General features: G+C 71.8%; 17 protein-coding genes. 9 read left to right on the top strand and 8 right to left on the bottom strand.

Going from position 1 to position 19,308, the window contains the following annotated elements; translation table 11 throughout:
• Positions 1 to 218: 218 nt before the first annotated feature.
• Both AB0A65_RS00240 and AB0A65_RS00235 read right to left on the bottom strand, forming a co-directional pair.
• Entirely contained in the window at positions 219 to 1,025 is an 807-nt protein-coding gene (locus tag AB0A65_RS00240; RefSeq protein ID WP_359943816.1) for a fused MFS/spermidine synthase, read from the bottom strand.
• A 3-nt stretch (positions 1,026 to 1,028) separates the two neighbouring features.
• On the bottom strand, positions 1,029 to 1,685 hold the full coding sequence (locus AB0A65_RS00235) for a MerR family transcriptional regulator (RefSeq protein WP_359943813.1): 657 nt from the start codon (positions 1,683 to 1,685) through the stop codon (positions 1,029 to 1,031).
• Positions 1,686 to 1,784: 99 nt separating this feature from the next.
• On the opposite strand from AB0A65_RS00235, the gene AB0A65_RS00230 reads away from it, so the two are divergent.
• Positions 1,785 to 3,335, top strand: a complete 1,551-nt coding sequence (locus tag AB0A65_RS00230; RefSeq protein WP_359943810.1) for a heparinase II/III family protein — start codon at positions 1,785 to 1,787, stop codon at positions 3,333 to 3,335.
• Here AB0A65_RS00230 and AB0A65_RS00225 read toward each other — a convergent pair.
• A complete protein-coding gene (locus AB0A65_RS00225) occupies positions 3,273 to 5,009 on the bottom strand; it encodes a SulP family inorganic anion transporter (RefSeq protein WP_359943807.1) in 1,737 nt (578 codons plus the stop codon). The two genes, AB0A65_RS00230 and AB0A65_RS00225, sit on opposite strands and share 63 nt — an antisense overlap.
• 89 nt (positions 5,010 to 5,098) lie before the next feature.
• Here AB0A65_RS00225 and AB0A65_RS00220 point away from each other — a divergent pair, with 89 nt between their 5' ends.
• Both AB0A65_RS00220 and AB0A65_RS00215 read left to right on the top strand, forming a co-directional pair.
• On the top strand, positions 5,099 to 5,509 hold the full coding sequence (locus AB0A65_RS00220) for a hypothetical protein (protein ID WP_359943804.1): 411 nt from the start codon (positions 5,099 to 5,101) through the stop codon (positions 5,507 to 5,509).
• A complete protein-coding gene (locus AB0A65_RS00215) occupies positions 5,506 to 5,997 on the top strand; it encodes a hypothetical protein (protein WP_359943801.1) in 492 nt (163 codons plus the stop codon). The genes AB0A65_RS00220 and AB0A65_RS00215 overlap by 4 nt, the downstream gene beginning before the upstream one ends.
• Here AB0A65_RS00215 and AB0A65_RS00210 read toward each other — a convergent pair.
• A complete protein-coding gene (locus tag AB0A65_RS00210; protein ID WP_359943799.1) occupies positions 5,987 to 6,907 on the bottom strand; it encodes a GNAT family N-acetyltransferase in 921 nt (306 codons plus the stop codon). The two genes, AB0A65_RS00215 and AB0A65_RS00210, sit on opposite strands and share 11 nt — an antisense overlap.
• Positions 6,908 to 7,004: 97 nt before the next feature.
• Here AB0A65_RS00210 and fdxA point away from each other — a divergent pair, with 97 nt between their 5' ends.
• On the top strand, positions 7,005 to 7,325 hold the full coding sequence (gene fdxA, locus AB0A65_RS00205) for a ferredoxin (protein ID WP_359943796.1): 321 nt from the start codon (positions 7,005 to 7,007) through the stop codon (positions 7,323 to 7,325).
• 4 nt (positions 7,326 to 7,329) lie between these two features.
• Entirely contained in the window at positions 7,330 to 8,445 is a 1,116-nt protein-coding gene (dapC, locus tag AB0A65_RS00200; RefSeq protein WP_359943793.1) for a succinyldiaminopimelate transaminase, read from the top strand.
• Between the two features lie 63 nt (positions 8,446 to 8,508).
• On the opposite strand, the gene AB0A65_RS00195 is transcribed toward dapC, so the two are convergent.
• Entirely contained in the window at positions 8,509 to 9,003 is a 495-nt protein-coding gene (locus tag AB0A65_RS00195) for a hypothetical protein (RefSeq protein WP_359943790.1), read from the bottom strand.
• Between the two features lie 296 nt (positions 9,004 to 9,299).
• Here AB0A65_RS00195 and AB0A65_RS00190 point away from each other — a divergent pair, with 296 nt between their 5' ends.
• Positions 9,300 to 12,449 carry an AAA family ATPase gene (locus tag AB0A65_RS00190; protein ID WP_359943787.1) on the top strand — a complete coding sequence of 1,050 codons (3,150 nt, stop codon included), beginning with the start codon at positions 9,300 to 9,302 and terminating at the stop codon, positions 12,447 to 12,449.
• Positions 12,450 to 12,508: 59 nt separating this feature from the next.
• Here AB0A65_RS00190 and AB0A65_RS00185 read toward each other — a convergent pair whose 3' ends face one another.
• The 3 genes from AB0A65_RS00185 to AB0A65_RS00175 all read right to left on the bottom strand — a co-directional run bounded on the left by AB0A65_RS00185 (position 12,509) and on the right by AB0A65_RS00175 (position 16,852).
• Positions 12,509 to 13,366 (bottom strand): ABC transporter permease, encoded by an 858-nt coding sequence (locus tag AB0A65_RS00185; RefSeq protein WP_359943784.1) that lies wholly within the window; start codon positions 13,364 to 13,366, stop codon positions 12,509 to 12,511.
• 36 nt (positions 13,367 to 13,402) lie between these two features.
• Positions 13,403 to 14,359: an ATP-binding cassette domain-containing protein gene (locus tag AB0A65_RS00180; protein WP_359943781.1), complete on the bottom strand. Its 957-nt coding sequence runs from the start codon at positions 14,357 to 14,359 to the stop codon at positions 13,403 to 13,405.
• Positions 14,360 to 14,473: 114 nt separating this feature from the next.
• Positions 14,474 to 16,852, bottom strand: coding sequence for an HAD-IC family P-type ATPase (locus AB0A65_RS00175; RefSeq protein WP_359943778.1), 2,379 nt, complete (start codon positions 16,850 to 16,852; stop codon positions 14,474 to 14,476).
• Between the two features lie 145 nt (positions 16,853 to 16,997).
• On the opposite strand from AB0A65_RS00175, the gene proS reads away from it, so the two are divergent.
• The 3 genes from proS (at position 16,998) to AB0A65_RS00160 (ending at position 19,300) form a co-directional block, all read left to right on the top strand.
• Complete coding sequence (proS, locus tag AB0A65_RS00170) at positions 16,998 to 18,404, top strand: proline--tRNA ligase (protein WP_359943776.1); 1,407 nt, start codon at positions 16,998 to 17,000, stop codon at positions 18,402 to 18,404.
• Between the two features lie 161 nt (positions 18,405 to 18,565).
• On the top strand, positions 18,566 to 19,066 hold the full coding sequence (gene rpsP / locus AB0A65_RS00165; RefSeq protein ID WP_359943773.1) for a 30S ribosomal protein S16: 501 nt from the start codon (positions 18,566 to 18,568) through the stop codon (positions 19,064 to 19,066).
• Between the two features lie 3 nt (positions 19,067 to 19,069).
• Entirely contained in the window at positions 19,070 to 19,300 is a 231-nt protein-coding gene (locus tag AB0A65_RS00160; protein WP_026922808.1) for an RNA-binding protein, read from the top strand.
• Positions 19,301 to 19,308: the final 8 nt, after the last annotated feature.

Raw genomic sequence — 19,308 nt, 5'->3', positions numbered from 1 at the left:
CAAGTCCTCTGTGAGCGCCTTCACCGATCGAGACCGGACAGTCGTGACGCGACGGGAGACAGGGCCACTATCCTGCGGCTTTATTGTCCGAACGGCCCACCCGCGGCTGGACCGTCCGCCGGGACGGTTCGCGAGGGGCCCTCGCGTCGCGAGTCGCCCCCGCTTTCAAACGTGCCAGGCGGGTGCGACAGCGGCTCGGCGGCGGCGGCCGGGAGCGGTCAGAAGCTGCGGAGGGAGCGGGGCGGTGGCGGGGACTTGATGGCGGTGGTGTCGGTGGCCGGGGGCGCGCCGGCGATGTACTCGCGGAGTTCGGCGCCCTCGACGACGCGGCAGGGGAAGGCGGCGCCCGCGCAGCGGCGGCGCAGCTCCGCGACCGGCAGCTCGACACCGGAGGCGACGGCGACGACGTTGCCGAAGCGGCGGCCGCGCAGGACCGCGGGCTCGGCCATGACCGCCACATGCGGCCACACCTCCCGCATCGCCGCGAGGGCCGGTTTCAGGAACTTCATCTGGCCGCCGTCGCAGAGGTTCACCGCGTAGTGCCCGCCCGGGCGCAGGACCCGGTTCGCGCCGTGGAGGAACTCGGTGCTCGTGACGTGCGCGGGGACGCGGGCGCCGTCGTAGACGTCGGTGATGATCAGTTCGTAAGTGGCATCCGGGGCCGACTCGACGGCCTCGCGGGCGTCGGTGCGGCGGATCTTCACCTTGACGCCGCGGGGGAGCGGGGCCTCGGCGCGGACGAGCTCGATCAGCTCGTCGTTCGTCTCGACCGCCTGCTGGTAGGAGCCCGGCCGGGTCGCCGCCACGTACCGCGCCATCGCCAGCCCGCCCGCGCCCAGGTGCAGCACCCGCAGGGGCCGCTTCGGCTCGGCGGCCGCGTCCACGAGGTACGCGATCCGCTGCATGTACTCCGCGTCCAGGTAGGACGGGTCGTCGAGGTCGATCGTGGCCTGCACGACCTCGTCGAAGACCAAGTGGAGGAGGTTTGGGCGGCTCGGGTCGCGGTCGAATCGGAGTGCGCTCACGTCCTAGATTGTGCCCGAGGGGCCCTGGGCGGCCTGCGTGCGCGCGGACGCGGCGATGTGGGCGATGCGGCGCAGGGCCGCGAACACCGTCTCGCCGAGCACGGTCGCGGTCACCGCCTGCTCGACGTTGACGCCCTCGACCTTCGTGGCCTCCGCGACGGCCTCCATGTCGGCCGAGGCCAGGGCCGCCGCGGCGTCCGCGTAGTGCTCCAGCACCTCCTGCGGGTCGGGGTTCCCCAAGCGGTAGAACGCGGTCAGGGCCGTGACCATGGCGTCGCGGTACATCGGCGGCGCCACCTCGGCCCAGCCGTACTCGTTGAGCAGCTGGTCCACGGTCCGCTCCGCGGCCTCCGTGGTGCCCTCGCTGGCGAGGGAGAACGTCGGGTCGCGGTGCGTCGCCGCGAGGGTCGCGCCGAGGGCCTGGAACGCCGACTCCGGATGGCGCGCAAGCACGGTGAGGACCTCGCCGATCTGCGCCACGGACAGGCCCGCGGTCTCCGAGAGCGCCCGGATCAGCGTCAGGCGGTGCACGTGGCCGGGCCCGTACTCGACGGTGTTGCCCTCGCCGTGCTCGCCCGCCTGGAGGAGGTGCTCCCGCAGGTAGTACTTGATCGTGGCGGCCGGGACGCCCGTCCGCTCCGACAGCTCGCCGATGCGCATACGAGGGAGTCTATGACGGAAAGCGGGCCCGCGTTACCGTTGAGCCACGGCAGGATCCCCCGCCCGATCTCCACCCCGCACCCGGAAAGGCGTTGGTCGATGAGTGACCTTCGTACGGCGCTTCTCGAAGAACTCCGCGAGATCGCCGCGAGGCCCGTGCCGGACTTCGATCCGGCGCTCGCCGACGACTTCGCCGCCACCGGCCGCCGCCTCCCCTACGAGGTCCAGTACTTCGCGCGCCGCCGCCACCTCGCCGCGCTCGCCATCACCGGGGAGGCCGCCGCGCTCTCCTCGCTCATCAAGGACGTCTGCCAGGAGCGGTCCTGGGCCCTGCCCGCGCACTGGGGCGAGGACTTCGACCCGCGCACGTGCGTCGACCTGTTCGCGTGCGAGACCGCGCAGACCCTCGCCGAGATCCTGCGCCTGCGCGAGGACGTCGAGGGCGCCGAGCAGGTCGAGGCCGAGATCCGCGAGCGCGTGCTCGACCCGTTCTTCGAGTCGGAGTTCCCGCTGTGGTGGGAGCTGCGCATCTCCAACTGGACCGCCGTGTGCGCGGGCGCCGCCGGGCTCGCCGCGCTCGCGCTCGGGTACGACACCGACGTCATCCGCGGCCGGGTGCTGCCCGCGCTCCAGAGCTACCTGTTCTCCTTCGGGCCCGACGGCGGCTGCGTCGAGGGCGTCTACTACTGGATCTACGGCTTCGGGTACTTCACGTACTTCGCCGAGGCATGGCGCGAGGCCACCGGCGAGGACCTCCTCGAAGGGAACGAGGCCATCGCCGCGTTCCCGGCCCGCGCCCAGCTCTACCCCGGGTCGTTCGCGACGTTCGGGGACACCGACGCCGATCCCGTGCTGCCCGCGGGCCTGCTCACCCGCCTCCAGGACCGGCTCGGCGCGGAGCCGCCGGCCGCCGACCGGCCGCAGACGTTCGCCGAGGACGAGTGCGCGCGGTGGGCCCCGCTCACCCGCACCCTCGAATGGGGCCGCCCGCTCCCCGAGGAGGTCGGGCCCGCCCGCACGCTCCTGCCCGAGGTCGGCTGGTTCGTGGAGCGCAGGCAGATCGGGCGCCGCCTGTGGGCGCTCGCCGTCAAGGGCGGGTACAACGAGGAGCCGCACAACCACCTCGACCTGGGCTCGTTCATCATCGCCGTGGACGGCGAGCAGCTCCTTTGCGACGCCGGGGCGGGGGAGTACACCGCCGCGTACTTCGGCGAGGAGCGGTACGAGCAGGTCCACCCCTCCGCGGCGTGGCACTCCGTGCCCACCGTCGAGGGCGCCGCGCAGCAGCCCGGCGAGGACTCGCGGGCCGAGCTCGTGGACGGGCCCGAGGGCCTGGAGGTGTACGTCGACGCGTACGGCGACGGCGCGCTCATCCGCAAGTTCGCCTGGACCGACGACGGGATCGCCCTGCGCGACTTCGGGCCCGAGCTGACGGAGGTCTTCGTCAGCCGCATCAGGCCCGAGCTCGAAGGGGACCGCGCCGTGTGGACCGGCGAGCGCGGCACCCTCGTGCTCCACGGCGTCAACCCCGACGACGCGGTGGTCGACTCGGTCGACACCGCCGACCACCGCGGCACCGCCGACCGCCTATGGGCGCTCCGCTTCGGCCTCCCCGCCGAACCCTCGCGCCTCCGCTTCGAGCTGCTCTAGGAGCCCGTCGGCCTTGAGGCGCTGGCGGGCGGCCGCTATCGCCTCCTTGGTGTGCTCGAACAGCCGCCCTTGCTGCCACAGCGGCTCCAGGACCCCAAGGGCCTCAAGGGGTTTGGCGTGGACGGGTTCGAGCCCCGAGAGGTACACGGCGATGCCGCGGTGCTCCAGGCGCTTGATCGCGTCCGCCAGGACCGTCGCCCCCGACGCGTCCATCGTGGACACGCGGCTCATGCGCAGCACGACCACCCGCACGTCCGCCACGTCGAGGAGCTGGAGCAGGAACCGGTGCGCGGCCGCGAAGAACAGCGGCCCTTCGAGCCGGTACGCCACGATGTGCTCGTGGAGCAGCGCCGCCTCCTCGTCGTGGTGGTCGTCGTGGTCGATCGGCTCCTCCTCCACCGAGACGGACCGGGAGATCCGGCCGAGAGCCAGCAGCCCCGCGAGAGCGATGCCCACCGCGACCGCCCACACCAGGTTGAACACCACCGTCGCGCCGAGCGTCAGCCACATGACCGCCGCATCGGCGCGCGTCGACCGCGCCAGCGCCAGCATCGAGCCGACCTCGATCATCCGGATCGACGTCGCGATGAGCACGCCCGCGAGCGCGGCGAGGGGGATGTGCGCGACCAGTGGCGCCAGCGCCAGCATCATCACCGCCAGCACGAGCGCGTGCGTGAGCGAGGCGAGGCGCCCGGCCGCGCCGGACCTGACGTTGACCGCGGTCCGTGCGAGCGCCCCGGAGGACGGCATGCCGCCGAAGAACGGCGTCACCAGGTTCGCCACGCCCTGCCCGAGGAGCTCCCGGTCCGGGTTGTGGTGGCGCCCCACGGTCATGTTGTCCGCCACGGTGGCCGACAGGAGCGATTCGAGCGCGCACAGCGCGCAGATGGCGACCGCCGCGGCCACCAGCTGCGGGGCCTCCGACGCGAAGGAGAGGAACCCGGCGTCCGGGGCGGGGATGGTGCGCGGCAGCGACCCGATGACCGCCACGTCCAGGTCCGCGAACCACGCCGCCGCGCTGGCGGCGATGACCGCGAGCAGCGGGGTGGGGATCTGCGAGTGCAGGCGCGAGCCGAGGAGGATCGCGACGACCACGCCCGCGGCGACGCCCACCGGCGCCCAGTTCGGCTGCGCCGCGAACGCCTGGAGCGATTCCCAAGCGCCCGTGAGCATGTGCTCGTTCTGCGGTGGCAGCCCGAGTGTCGACGGCAGCTGCTGGACGGCGATGACGATCGCGACGCCCGCCGTGAAGCCCTCCACGACCGGGACGGGCACGTACCGCGCGTACCGGCCGGCGCCCGTGAGCGCGAGCGCGACGAGCATGAGCCCGGCCATGACCCCCACGAGCATGACCCCGGTGTGCGAGTGGGTGGCCGCGAGCGGCACGAGCACGACCGCCATCGTCCCGGTCGGGCCGGTGACCTGGAGGTTCGAGCCGCCGAGGAGCGCGGCGAGCACCCCGGCGATGATGGAGGTGATGAGGCCCGCGAAGGCCCCCAGACCCGAGGCGATCCCGAAGCCCAGCGCGAGCGGCAGGGCGACGACCGCGACGGTGAGCCCGGCGAGGAGGTCGGTGTGCCAGTGGCGGCGGACGTGCTGGAAGTCGGACCGTTCGGGAAACAGCTGTCGGAATCGTCGGGCTTTCGTGGCAGTTGTCTCTCGTATCGTGGTCATGAGCGTATTGTCCCGTCCGGTGGTACGGGAGGGCGCCTCCAACGCGCCGGGGCGGCGACCGGTTCGCTTGCTGCCGTAGGATCGCCACCGTGCGTGAGAGAGGTCTGGAGACGGCGGTCCGGGTCGGCGGCGCGGTCGTCGCGACGGCCGCGGCGGCCCTCGCCGCCCTGATCGAATCGTTCCTCGTCCCGTTCTACTGGGACGGGATCGCGATCCCCCTCGCCGGGGCGCTCGCGTTCGCCGGGAACTGGGCGCTCGCCGCGCTGGCGGTGTGGTGGACGGGGACCAGGTGGGGCGCGCTGCTGACGTCCCTGGCGTGGTTCGCGGTGGTCCTGGCCGCGTCGATGCCGACGCAGGCGGGCTCGCTCATCATCACCAGCGGCTTCAACGGCTACGCGCTGCTCCTGGCCGGTACCGCCGGGATCGCCGTCGCGCTGTGGCGGTATTTTCGTCCCAGACCGAGCAAAGCCCCCTCTGCCCCGAAGGAGTCCCGACAGTGACCCTCCTCAGCCGCCTCCTGATGCCGCACTGGCCGTCGATCTACGGCTTCGCGCTGGGCCTGATCGCCGCGAACCTCGCGGGCCGGATCGCCTCGAACGTGTGGGGCGAGGGCACCGCGGTCGGCGACCTCGTGGGCCTGTACACCTTCGGCGCCATGGCCGCCGTCGCGATCGCGGCGGGGATCTGGTGGGGCGTGCGGCGCCGCCGCCAGGAGATCACCGGCGAGCTGCTCGTGATCTTCCTGGTCGCGACCCTGTTCGCGGTGCTCATCAACCCGCTGATCGCGCGCGTGGACTACCCGGACCTCCAGGGCGTGTTCTCGCAGATCCCGATCTACTTCGCGCTGCTGGCCCTGTCGGGCTGGGTCGGGTTCCTCATCGTGATGGCCCTCGGCGTGGACGTGTACGGCCGCGAGCTGAAGGCCACGCGCATCGCGTTCGAGCGCAAGGCCAGCCCCTCCAAGAAGACCGCGGCCGCTAAGGCTTGACCCGGTAGCGGTACCGGTAGCGCTCGGCGTACCCGAGCCGCTCGTACATCGCGATCGCAGGCGCGTTGTCGGCCTCCACCTGGAGGGCGGCGCGCGCCGCTCCCGTTCCCGCCCCCCACGCTTCGAGCGCGGCCATGACCTCGGTGCCGAGTCCCTGGCGGCGGTGCGCAGGGTCGGTGCCGACGCTGGTGAGGGCCATGACGTCCCCGGCGACGGCCCCGCGGCCCCGGGCGGCGAGCGCGCCGCCGCGCCGGATCTCGGCGTAGGCCCGGTCGGGCCCGGAGCCGAAGACCCGCGGCGCGGTCCCGGGGGCGCCGCGGTCGGTCTGCGCGAGGAACGCCTCACTCGGGGCGTGCGTGATGACCGCTTCGCCTTCGTAGCGGGTCTCCTTGAGCGCCTTGACCATCACGACGGTGTCCATCTCGGGGGTCCAGCCGCGCTCGGCGAGCTCGTCTTCGAGGCGGCGCGTCACGGGCCCGGCGAGGGAGATCTTCGGGACCAGCCCGCGCGCCTGGTACCACTCGACGACCGCCGCCACCGCGGCATCGGTGCCGCCCTCGGGGGCGGTGAGCGCCAGGACCGAGTTCGCGCGGTTGGTGAACCCGCCGGCGGCCCGCAGGAGCCACCCGCCGAGGTCGGCGGTCTCGGTCGCGGGCCACGTCTCGGCGAGGAGGCGCTCCAGGCCGATGATCTCGGAGAACGGGGTCGGCTTCGGCGGGATCGGGCGGGCCGCGACGACGGCGGCCGCGTCGATGGTGACGGCTGCCCCTGCGGCAGGCCGCACGAGCCAGTGGTCCGGGCCGAACTCGATAAGCTCGCCCGTGACGTCCGTGAACCGGCGACCGGGCCGGGCGTCCCGCAGTCTGATCCGAACCGCCACGCGACGGCCGACGTGTTCCGGTCCCAGCATCTGGCGCACCCCAAGCCTTCGGGTCTACTAGAGGAAATAAGCTTTAGGCTCATCTCAGCGCAGTCCGCCCGACTGCGCGCCGTAGGAAGGACGACTCGTGACTTACGTAATCGCCGAGCCGTGCGTGGACCTGCTCGACAGGGCCTGCATTGAAGAATGCCCCGTCGACTGCATCTACGAAGGCAACCGGAAGCTCTACATCCACCCCGACGAGTGCGTCGACTGCGGTGCGTGCGAGCCGGTGTGCCCGGTCGAGGCGATCTTCTACGAGGACGACGTCCCCGAGGAGTGGGCCGCCTACACCAAGGCCGACGTGGACTTCTTCGACGACCTCGGCAGCCCCGGCGGGGCCTCCAAGGTCGGCAAGATCGACAGCGACGTCCCGTTCGTGGCCGAGCTGCCGACGAAAGCGGAGTAGTCCCGTGGCGCTGCGCCGCCTCCACGGCGCCTCGCCCGCGCGGCGGCTGCCGCGCTTCCCGTGGGACCGCATGGCCCCGTACAAGGAGCGCGCGGCCGCGCACCCCGACGGCCTCGTCGACCTCACCGTCGGCGCGCCCGTCGACCCGGTGCCCGACTCGATCCAGGCGGCGCTGCACGAGGCCGCCGCGATGCCCGGGTACCCCACGGTCGCCGGGCCCCCCGACCTCGCCGCGGCGATGCGCTCCTGGCTGCACCGCCACACCGGCGTCGCCGAGGACGTCGCGGTCCTCCCGACCGTCGGCTCCAAGGAACTGGTCGCGAACCTGCCGTTCCAGCTCGGGATCGGCCCCGGCGAGACCGTCGCCTACCCCGAGATCGCCTACCCGACGTACGAGGTCGGCGCGATCCTCGCGAAGGCCGACCCGGCCCCCGTGGCCGACCCGCGCGACGCCGCGTCCTCGCGCCTGCGCCTCGCGTGGATCAACTACCCGACGAACCCGACCGGCGAGACCGCGTCCGTGGAGCACCTGCGCGGCCTGGTCCGCTGGGCCCGCGACTCCGGGATCGTCCTCGCCTCCGACGAGTGCTACCTGACGCTCGGCTGGGACGACGGCGACCCGCCCGTGTCGGTCCTCGACCCGCGCGTCAACGACGGCGACCTCACCGGCCTCCTCGCCGCGCACTCGCTGTCGAAGCGCTCGAACCTCGCCGGGTACCGCTCCGCGTTCCTCGCCGGGGACCCCGCGATCGTCGCCGACCTCCTGGAGATCCGCCGCCACGCGGGCTTCATGGTCCCGTGGGCCGTCCAGCGCGCCACGATCGCCGCCCTCCACGACGAGGAGCACGCGATCGCCCAGCGCGAGCGGTACGGGCGCCGCCGCGAGGTCCTCCGCGCCGCCGTCGAGTCCGCCGGCCTGCGCATCGACCACTCGACCGCGGGCCTGTACCTGTGGGCCACCCGCGACGAGGACTGCTGGGACACCGTCGCCTGGCTCGCCGACCGCGGCATCCTCGCCGCCGCGGGGGAGTTCTACGGCGCCAAGGGGAACCGCCACGTGCGGCTGTCCCTGACCGCGACCGACGAGGCGATCGCGGACGCCGCGCAGCGCCTCAAGTAGCACGCACGGGAAAAGGGGCCCGCAGCTTTCGCTGCGGGCCCCTTCGCGGTGCGTCGGTCCCCGTTACGGGACCGCGGGCACGTCCACCGGCGGGTCGACCGGGAGGTCGACCGGCGGTTCCGGCACGGCGCCGGTCACGGTCGCGAGGATGTCCTGGCAGGTCTGGGCGAGCGCCCCGATGTCCGGGATCGGCGAGTCGCCGCCGGGCACGGGCAGGTCCGGCGCGGGCACCGGCAGCGGCAGCCCCGGGAGCTGCTCGTACTCGTCCTGGCTCTCGGCCGGGATCTGCGCGCCGGCGTCGAGCGCCGCCTGCAGGTCGGTGAGGCAGGTCGCGAGGTCGGTGAGCGCGGTCGGGTCGGGCACGGGCAGGTCGCCCGGCACCGGCAGGTCGCCGGGCAGCGGCGGAAGCTGCTCGCTGTTGACGGTCTCGACTCGGTCGGTGGTCTCGGCGGCCCCGACCGCCGGTGCGGCGGCGAGGACGGCGAACGGTACGGCGGCCCCGATGAGGACCGCTCGCCAGGTGTTCTTACGTGCTCCGTTGGACGTGGACTGTGCCATGAGGATTGCTCCTGTGGATTGTCGGCGCCCCCGGCTCAGGTGCGGTCCTGCCTTGACCGTCGGTGAGAACGGCCCGACCGCCCCGTCGGCACCGGGATGCCTAACTTTCCGTAGGACTTTAGGTACTCGACGTAAACCGCGCACAGGTTCGAGAGAATCCACCGGGCAAATACCGACATCCTGCCCGACCGGACCGCCCTGAGCAGGGGGATCGCCCCGAAACGAATTCGTCCGGAACCCGACAGTGAAAACAGAACCGATTGGCGGGCGTCGTACCCTTCGGCCACACTGGTCGGGTGACTGACTCGCTGCTCATCGGACGCGACCACCCCGCCTCCGCCCTGCGCGCGGCCGCCGACCGCACCGCGGCCAGCCACGGCGGCCTCGTCCTCGTCGTCGGCGAGGCCGGCATCGGGAAGACCGCGCTGGTCACCGAGGCCGCCGCGGGCCGCCGCGACGACCTCCTCGTCGCCTTCGCGACCTCCTGGGAGTCCGAGGCCGTCCCCGACAACTGGCTGTGGCTCCAGGTCCTGCGCTCCCTGCGCGGGCGCCTCGGCGACGACGTCTGGCAGTCCCTGCGCCCCGCCCCCGCCATCGACGTGTTCCTCGGCGAGGGCGAAGGGGCCCGGCCCGTCGAGTTCGAGCTCCACGACGCCGTCACCCAGCTGCTCATCAACGCCTCCCGCGTGCGCCCCCTCCTCATCGTCCTCGACGACCTGCACTTCTCCGACACCGCCAGCATCGAACTGCTCAAGTTCGCGTGCCAGCACACGTTCTTCGAGCGCATCCTCTTCGTCGGCACCTACCGCGACTCCGAGATCGACCCCGGCCACCGCCTCCGCGGCCGCATGCTCCAGCTCGTCTCCAAGGCCGCCATGGTCGGCCTCGACGGCCTCGCCGACGACGGCGTCGCCGCCCTCGTGGAGGCCACCGTCGGCTCCGCCCCCGACCCCGGCACGGTCGCCGAGATCACCCGCCGCACCGGCGGCAACCCGTTCTTCGTCGAGCAGACCGCGCTCCTGTGGGCCTCCGGCCAGCCCGTCGACGCCACCAGCGCCGGGATGCGCGACGCCCTCCGCCGCCGCCTCGACCAGCTCCCCGAACCGATCCTCAAGATGCTCGTCCTCGCCTCCGTCGGCGGCCGCGAGTTCCACGCCGGGATCATGTCCCAGGCGTCCGGCATCGAACTCCAGCAGATCGAGTGCGCCCTCGACACCGCCTGCCAGACCCGCCTCGTCCGGCGCGAGCGCGACCGGTACGTGTTCGTCCACGACCTCGTCCGCGAGACCCTCTACAACACGATGGAGCCCGACGAGGCCGCCCACCACCACGGCTGCGTCGTGCGCGCCCTCGTCGCCGACGAGTCCCTCCAGAAGCACATGCTCATCACCGAGATCGCCCACCACGCCTGGCTCGCCGGGGACGACCTCGACCCCGAGACCGCCGTCGACCTCATCACCCGCGCGGGCGCCAAGTCCACCTCCTGCATGAGCTTCGGCGGCGCCGAGAAGTACTTCCGCCGCGCCGTCGAGCGCTGCACCCCCGCGATGGTCCGCCAGCGCGTCGTCCTGCGCCTCCAGCTCGGCGAGGCCCTCCAGTGGCTCAAACGCGGGACCGAGGCCCGCGCCCTCTACGCCCTCGCCCTCCAGGAGGCCGAGGACCACGGCGACCCGATGCTCCTCACCCGCGCCGTCATGGACGTCCCCCAGAACGAGCGCACCGACGACCTCATGCGCCTCAAGGCCATCGCCTACGAGGGCCTCGCCGGGGAGCCCGCCGACCCCGGCCTGGAGCACGAGGCCCTCACCCGGCAGCTCCTGTACCGCTTCATGATCGCCGCCCGCGAACGCGGCGACGACGACGAGATCGCCTTCGGCCTCTGGGCCACCCACGCCGCCACCTGGGGCCCCGGCACCGCCGCCCGGCGCCAGGAGATCGTGGAGGAGCTCGCCGAGATCACCCGCCGCACCGGCGACGAGGAGATGCGCCTCCTCGCGTCCTCACTGCGGTGGGTCGTGCTCCTGGAGCAGGGCGACCCCGCGTTCCTCACCCAGCTCGCCGAGTTCCGCTCCCTCGCCGAGGCCAGCGAGTCCGAGCGCTGGCACGGCGGGTCCTACGTGGACCAGGCGGTGATCGACATCGTCCAGGGCCGCTTCGCGGAAGCGCAGGCGCTCATCGACGGCGCCGCGGTGCTCGTCTCCGACGACCGGGCCTACCAGGACCTTCTGGCGCATCTGCGCTGGGAGCTCCAGCTCGCCCGCGGCGAGGTCCCCGACACGTCCCACGTCGTCCGCCACACCACGTTCGGCGGCTGGCACGGCGACCTCCTCGCCGCCATCGCGGCCCTGCGCTCAGGGGACACGGCGCGGGCCCGCGCCGTGCGCGAACGCCTCGTCGCCGCCGAGGACATGTTCGGGTCCTGGGAGTCCCTCATGCTCCGCTTCGAGGCCGAGCTCGCCGTCGCCGACGGGGACGCGGAGCTCGCCCGGGACGTCTACGACCGGCTCGCCCCCTTCGAGGGCGAATGGCTCGTCGCCATGTGGGGCACCAGCATCAGCGGCCCCATCGGCCACTGGCTCGGCACCCTCGCCGCGTTCCTCGGCGAACCCGACCGCGCCGCCGCCCACTTCGCCGCCGCCGCCAAGCAGTCCGACCTCCTCGGCGCCCGCCCCTGGTCCGAACTCGCCCGCAACGGGATCGACCAGATCCGCGACCGGGCCGACGCGGCCCGCAGCCGGACCGGCCCCGCCGCCGACGGAACCGGACTCGCCCGCGGCGGCACCGGCCTCTCCGGCGATCCGTCCGATCCGTCCGGCGGCCGGGCGCTGTCGTACCCGCCGGGCACCGTTGCAAGCGGGGGCGGCCAAGGACGCGAGTCCCGCTCGCCTCTCGCTCCCGACGCCGGGAACGTGTTCCGCCGCGACGGCGCCACCTGGACCCTCGCCTACGCCGGGGCCGTCCTCCACCTGCCGCACGCGAAGGGCCTCGCGGACCTCCGCGAACTCCTCTCCCGCCCGGGCGCGGAGATCGCCGCGGCCGACCTGCTCGACCCGTCCGAGGCCGTCGCCGCCGACGCCCGCCTGGGCGGGGACGACCTCCTCGACGCCGAGTCGCGCACCCGCTTCCGCGAGCACCTCGAAGCCCTCGACGAGCAGATCGACACGGCCGCCGCCGTCGGCGACGACGCCCGGGCCGCCGCGCTCGACGCCGAACGCCAGGCCCTCATCGAGCACCTCAAGGCCGCCACCGGGCTCGGCGGCCGGGCCCGGCGCCTCGGCGACAACCACGAGCGGGCCCGCAAGTCCGTCACCAACCGCATCCGCAACACCCTCAAGAAGATCGAGGACGGACACCCCGCGCTCGGCGCCCACCTGCGCGCCGCCGTCACCACCGGTTCCTCGTGCGCCTACCGGCCCGGACCGGCCGCCCCCGACTGGTCCCTGTAGACGATGGGGCCGGGAGGGCGAATGCCCTCCCGGCCCCGCCGGGTGTTTTTCGATGAAGCTCACTTGCGGTTGTACGCCCGCAGCGTCAGGAACCCGAAGACCGCGATGAACCCGGCCGACCAGACGAGCGTCGTCAGGACCGCCCCCGAAGGCGCCGTGCCGTCGAACAGGCCGCGCACCCCGTCCACGAGCTGCGAGATCGGCGTGTTCTCCACGACCGGCTGGAGCCAGCCGGGCATCGTCGAGGGGTCGACCATGATGTTCGACAGGAACGTCAGCGGGAACATGATCGACATCGAGATCGACATGACGGTCTTCTCCGACCGCGTGATCAGGCCCAGCCAGGTCCACACCCACGAGAACGCGAAGCAGAACACCAGCAGCAGCCCCACGCCGAGCAGCACGCCCGCCGCGCCGCCCTCGGGCCGGTAGCCCATGACCATGCCGGTGCCGAACATGATCGCGCCTGCGGCGGCGTACCGGAACATGTCCGCCAGCAGGTACCCGACCATCGGCGCGGCCCGCCAGATCGGCAGCGTCCGGAACCGGTCCGAGACGCCCTTGTTGATGTCGATGTTCACCGACATGCCCGTGTAGATCGTCGTCATGACGATGCTCATGACCATGATCCCCGGCAGCAGGAACTGCAGGTAGTCCCCAGTGCCGCCCGCGATCGCGCCGCCGAACAGGTACGTGAACATGAGCAGCATGATGATCGGGAACACCAGGATGTCGCCCAGCTGCTCGGGCACGTGCTTGATCTTCAGCATCGAGCGCCACGCGAAGGCCCGCGCCGACGCGAACGCGCTCGGCGGCGCCGGGCGCTCGCCCTGGTTGAGCAGCTTCCGCAGCCGCTCCTTCTCCACAGGCGCCGGCGCGTCCTGATCGGTGCTCGTCTTCGTCTCGGTGAAAGCCATGATCGGTTCGTCCTCTGTCTCTCTCAAGTGGGCTGTCTAGGCGCCGACGCGCTCGGTGAGGGCGAGGAAGACCTCGTCCAGGCTCGGCTGGCCGAGCGAGAAGTCGTCGACGAGGATGCCGGCCTTCGCCAGCTCGCTCAGCGCGTGCGCGCCCTGCACGGCGTTGTCCTGCCCGGGCAGCAGCCGCGCCGTGAGCGCCACCGGGTCGTCGTCCAGCTCCACCTCGGCGTCGAGCGCCTCGGCGAGGACGCTCCTGGCGTGCTCGCGCTGGTCGGTGTGGTGCAGGCGCAGCTTGATCGAGCCCGCGCCCACCGAGGACTTCAGCTGCCCCGGGGTGCCCTCGGCGATGACCTTCCCGGTGTCAATGACCGCGATGCGGCTCGCCAGCTGGTCGGCCTCCTCCAGGTACTGCGTCGTCAGCAGCACCGTGGTGCCCTCGCCGACGATCGTGCGGATGACCTCCCACACCTGGTTGCGGCTGCGCGGGTCCAGGCCCGTGGTCGGCTCGTCCAGGAACAGGAGCTTCGGCGTGATGATGATCGACGCCGCGATGTCAAGGCGCCGCCGCATCCCGCCCGAGTACGACTTGACCTGCTTGCCCGCCGCGTACGAGAGCCCGAACGCGTCCAGCAGGTCCCCGGCGCGCGACCGCGCCGCGGGCTTCCCGAACCCGTACAGCCGCGACAGCAGCACCAGGTTCTCCGCGCCCGTCAGGTCCTCGTCCAGCGACGCGTACTGCCCCGTCAGGCTCACCTGCGTGCGCACCGCCGACGGGTCCGCCACGATGTCGTTCCCGAACACCGTCGCCGTCCCCGCGTCCGGACGCAGCAGGGTGGCCAGCATCCGCACGGTCGTCGTCTTCCCCGCCCCGTTCGGCCCGAGCACCCCGTACACGGTCCCCGCCGGGACCTCCAGGTCCACGCCGTCGACGGCCTTGATGTCCTTGAAGTGCTTGACGAGCCCCTCGGCCCGGATCGCGGTCTCGCTTGCCATGGTCGGCCTCCTGAGTGATATCTGCCTTCACTCCAGAGGCGCTACACGCCCGCCAGAAACCGCGAGGCCCCGCTACACCGGATGTAGCGGGGCCCCGAACGAGCGGAAATAGCGTCAGTCCGCCAGGTGCTTCGGCCGCACGACCAGCCAGAACAGCAGGGCCGCCACACCGCAGCCGACCGCGATCGCCGCCGCCGTGGTGTTCCACACGCCCGGCAGCGACAGCTCGTAGAACCGCGCGAACGGCGGCACCGCCAGCACCAGGACGAACGCGCCCGCGCACACCCCGACCAGCAGGCCCTTCCACCACGTGTACGGCTTCGCCACGATCGCCAAAGCCACCAGCGCGAGGCTGAACAGCGTGATCGCCGCCGTCGTCTGCGGCTGCTTCGAGTCGTAGCCGTCGTGCGCGAGCGACGCCAGGTACACCGCGAACGTCGGGACCGCGCAGCAGATCCCCGCGGGGATCGCGAATTTCAGGACCCGCTTCACGAACCCGGGCCGGGCCCGGTCGAAGGTCGGCGCGAGCGCGAGGAAGAACGCCGGGATGCCGATCGTGAACGCGTTGATGAGCGACTGGTGGATCGGCAGGAACGGGTACGGCAGCGGGTCGTTGCCCGCGAACCACGCGATCGACGCGCCCACGGCGATGAACAGCGCCAAGGCGATCGCGTACACGGTCTTGGTGAGGAACAGGTTCGAGACCCGCCCGATGTTCCCGAGCACCCGGCGGCCCTCGGCCACCACGTGCGGGAGCGTCGCGAACTCGTCGTCCAGGAGCACGACCTGTGCGACCGACCGGGCCGCGGCCGAACCGGAGCCCATCGCGATCCCCAGGTCCGCGTCCTTGAGGGCGAGCACGTCGTTGACGCCGTCGCCGGTCATCGCCACGGTGTGCCCGCGCGACTGGAGGGCCTTCACGAACGCCTGCTTCTGGTGCGGCTTCACGCGCCCGAAGATCGTGGCCCGCTCCAGCAGGTCCGCGAGCTCCTCGGGGTCCTCGGGGAGGCGGCGGGCGTCCACGGTGTCCGCGGCGCCCTCGACGCCGAGCTGCGCCGCGACCGCGCCGACCGCCGCCGGGGAGTCCCCGGAGATGATCTTGACGGCGACGCCCTGCTCCTTGAAGTAGGCGAGGGTCGCCGCGGCGGTGGAGCGCAGGCGCTGGCGCAGGACCACGAGCGCCTGGGCCTTGACGCCGGTGACGCCGCCCTTGGTGGACGCGGACTCGGCGGTGACCAGGGACAGGACCCGCAGGCCCTGCGCGGCGAGCATGTCGGCTTCGAGGAGCACCGGGTCGCCGGCGTCCAGGAGCACGTCGGGGGCGCCGAGGAGCCAGGTCCCGTGGTCGGTGAAGCGCGTCCCCGACCACTTGCGCGCGGAGGAGAACGGCATGACGTCGATGACCCGCCACCGCGGGTCCGCCACGGACTCGTCCGCGAGATGGGCCTCGACGGCCTGCATGGTCGGGTTGGGGCTGTCGTCGGCCGCGGCGAGCGCGGCGAGGGCCTCCAGGGACGCGGCCCGGTCGCCGCCCTCGATGGGGCGGATCTCGTCCACGTCCATGCCGCCCTCGGTGAGCGTGCCGGTCTTGTCCAGGCACAGCACGTCGGTGCGGGCGAGCCCTTCGATGGCGGGCAGCTCCTGCACGAGGCACTTGCGGGCGCCGAGGCGGACCACGCCGACCGCGAACGCCACGGAGGTGAGGAGCACCAGGCCCTCGGGGATCATGGGGACGATCCCGGCCACGGTGGAGACGATGATGTCGCGCCAGTTCTGCGCGTCGGCGGCCTGGCTGACGATGAGGAGGATCGCGATCGGGACGATGAGCCAGTTGATGAGCTTGATGAACCGGTTGATGCCCTCGCGCAGCTCCGAGCGGGCCAGCGTGAACTTGCTGGCCTCCTCGACGAGCTTGGCGGCGTAGGAGTCCGCGCCGATGTGCTCGGCCCGGAACAGGCCGGTGCCCGCGACGGCGAACGACCCGGACCTGACGGCGTCCCCGGGGGCCTTCGCGACCGGGTCGGCCTCGCCGGTGAGCAGCGACTCGTCGATCTCCAGGTTCCGGGACTCCACGACGGGCCCGTCCACGACGACGCGGTCGCCGGGCTCCACGAACACCAGGTCGTCCTTGACGATCCGGTTCGGGTCGATCTCCTGGACCTCGCCGTCGCGCAGGACCTTCGCCTTGGCCTGGTTCATGAGCGAGAGCTTGTCGAGGGTGCGCTTGGCGCGCAGCTCCTGGATGGTGCCGATGAGGATGTTCGCGATGATGACGCCCGCGAACAGGCCCTGCTTCCAGCCGCCGAACGTCACGGCGATCACGGCCAGCACGCCGATGACGGCGTTGAGCGGGGTGAACAGGTTGGCGCGCAGGATGGCGGAGAACGGGCGGCTCGTGTGCCGCTTGGCCTCGTTGACGGCTCCGGCCTCGACGCGCTCGGCAACCTCTGCGGCCGTCAGGCCGCGGTCGCCTGCCAGCATGGGTGTTGTCACGTCGACAGCTTATGCGACGTTCGCCGTCCTGTATCAGGGCCGAAGGACCGGGATTTCGCAATCGCCCCATCGGCCGTCCGACCGATGCCATAGCGGCGGAATCCGATTGCGGCCAGGCGGGGCCCGGCCCGTAGAATCCCTGTTTATGGCCAATGTACTCACACCGCAGGGCGAGGACTTCCCTCGCTGGTACCAGGACGTCATCGCCAAGGCCCAGCTCGCCGAGAACGGGCCGGCCCGAGGGTCGCAGGTGATCCGTCCGACCGGTTTCGCCCTGTGGGAGCGCATGACGGCCGAGATGGACGCCCGCATCAAGGAGACCGGCACGGAGAACGCCTCGTTCCCCCTGCTCATCCCCGAGTCCTACTTCACCCGCGAGGCCGACCACGTGGAGGGCTTCGCCCCCGAGCTGTGGATGGTCACGCACGGCGGCGGCAAGGAGCTCGAAGAGAAGCTCGCGATCCGCCCCACCTCCGAGACCGTCATCGGCGAGTACATGGCGAAGTGGGTGAACTCCTACCGCGACCTGCCCCTGCTGCTCAACCAGTGGTGCAACGTCATGCGCTACGAGCTGCGCACCCGCCTGTTCCTGCGCTCCTCGGAGTTCCTGTGGCAGGAGGGCCACACCGTCCACGACTCCTATGAGGACGCCCACGCGTTCACGCTGCGCATCCTCCACGAGGTCTACGCCGACTTCATGGAGAACGTGCTGGCGCTGCCCGTGCTGCGCGGCATCAAGACCGAGGCCGAGCGCTTCGCCGGGGCCCTGAACACGTTCGCCGTCGAGTCGCTCATGCGCGACGGGAAGGCCCTCCAGATGGGCACCTCCCACGAGCTGGGCCAGAACTTCGCGAAGGCGTTCGACATCCAGTTCCAGGGCAAGGACGGCAAGCAGGCCCACGGCTGGACCACCTCCTGGGGCACCTCCACCCGCATGATCGGCGGGCTCATCATGGGCCACGGCGACGACGCGGGGCTCCGCGTGCCCCCGAACCTCGCGCCCGTCCAGGTCTGCGTCATGGCCGTCAAGGACACCGACGAGGTCCAGACCGCCGCGCGCAAGGTCTTCGACGAGCTCAAGGGCGACGGCCTGCGCGTGCGCCTCGACGACCGCGCCGACGTGGCCTTCGGCCGCCGCGCCGTGGACGCCGAGCTCAAGGGCTACCCGGTCCGCATCGAGATCGGCCCCCGCGACCTGAAGAACGGCGAGGCCACCGTGGCCTCCCGCGTCGAGGGCTCCAAGCAGACGATCCCGCTCGGGATGCTCGCCGAAGCCGTCGCCGCCGCGCTCCAGGGCGCGCAGGAGCAGCTGTGGAACGAGGCCCTGGAGTTCCGGGAGTCGCACACCACCGACACGACCTCGGTCGCGGAGGCCGTCGAGGCCGCCCAGACCGGGTACGCCCGCCTGCCCTGGGACGCCTGCGGCGTCGAAGGGGAGCGCAAGGCCGCCGAATCCTCGGTCACCGTCCGGGTCCTGCAACGCGAGGACGGCTCCGTACCGGACTCCCTGGATGAACCCGGTCTCATCGCCTACCTCGCCCGGTCGTACTGATCTACCTGTGCGCTAGACTCGGTCGCTGTACATGAGCTTTGGGACGGAAGCCCTCTCAACTACCGTGACGCAAAGCCAGGTTTCAGCGCGAACGCAATCCGGAGTGATTCCCCTGGAAGGCGTGCGCGCTACGTGATCCTTATTACAGGAGTAACAAGAACGTGGCAGTGAAGATTCGCCTCACGCGTATGGGGAAGATTCGTACTCCCCAGTACCGCATCGTCATCGCCGACTCGCGGGTCAAGCGGGACGGCAAGGTCATTGAGAACGTCGGGATCTACCACCCGAAGGAGAACCCGTCCCGGATCGAGGTCAAGTCCGACCGCGTCCAGCACTGGCTCTCCGTCGGCGCCCAGCCGACCGACCAGGTCAAGGCCATCCTCCGCAAGACCGGCGACTGGCAGCGCTTCAAGGGCCTGCCCGAGCCGGCCCCGCTGAAGGTCGCCGAGCCGAAGCCCGAGAAGGAGTCGCTGTACGTCGCGGCCCTCAAGGAGTCCGGTATCGACCCGTCGAAGGCGTACGTGTCGGAGGAGGCCGCCAAGGCCGCCGACACGAAGCCCGCGTCGAAGTCGAAGAAGTCCGCCGAGAAGGCCGACGAATCCGCTAAGACTGAAGAGGTCAAGGCGGAGGCCGCCGAGGCGTCCGACGAAAAAGGGGAGTAGACCGTGCTGCGACCAGCGCTTGAACACCTTGTGAAAGGCATCGTCGATCACCCTGACGATGTCCGTGTCCGTCTGGTCGACTCGCGTCGCGGCAAGCGCCTGGAAGTCCGGGTCAACCCGGACGACCTGGGCACGGTGATCGGCCGCGGCGGCCGCACCGTCAACGCGCTGCGGCAGGTCATCGGCTCGATCGGCGGTCGCGGCATCCGCGTCGAGGTCGTCGATTCCTACTGAGTCATAAC

Source organism: Glycomyces sp. NPDC047010 (assembly GCF_040644205.1).
Taxonomy (GTDB): Bacteria; Actinomycetota; Actinomycetes; order Mycobacteriales; family Micromonosporaceae; genus Glycomyces.
The sequence above is the reverse complement of the archived record's forward strand: the minus strand, read 5'-3'. Positions and strand labels throughout refer to the sequence as shown.

Bases quoted from the DNA above. Each gene is read 5' to 3' on its own strand.
- AB0A65_RS00185 (WP_359943784.1), bottom strand. From the start codon at position 13,366: ATGGCTTTCACCGAGACGAAGACGAGCACCGATCAGGACGCGCCGGCG.
- AB0A65_RS00235 (WP_359943813.1), bottom strand. From the start codon at position 1,685: ATGCGCATCGGCGAGCTGTCGGAGCGGACGGGCGTCCCGGCCGCCACG.
- AB0A65_RS00210 (WP_359943799.1), bottom strand. From the start codon at position 6,907: ATGCTGGGACCGGAACACGTCGGCCGTCGCGTGGCGGTTCGGATCAGA.
- AB0A65_RS00230 (WP_359943810.1), top strand. From the start codon at position 1,785: ATGAGTGACCTTCGTACGGCGCTTCTCGAAGAACTCCGCGAGATCGCC.
- AB0A65_RS00195 (WP_359943790.1), bottom strand. From the start codon at position 9,003: ATGGCACAGTCCACGTCCAACGGAGCACGTAAGAACACCTGGCGAGCG.
- proS (WP_359943776.1), top strand. From the start codon at position 16,998: ATGGCCAATGTACTCACACCGCAGGGCGAGGACTTCCCTCGCTGGTAC.
- AB0A65_RS00225 (WP_359943807.1), bottom strand. From the start codon at position 5,009: ATGACCACGATACGAGAGACAACTGCCACGAAAGCCCGACGATTCCGA.
- AB0A65_RS00180 (WP_359943781.1), bottom strand. From the start codon at position 14,359: ATGGCAAGCGAGACCGCGATCCGGGCCGAGGGGCTCGTCAAGCACTTC.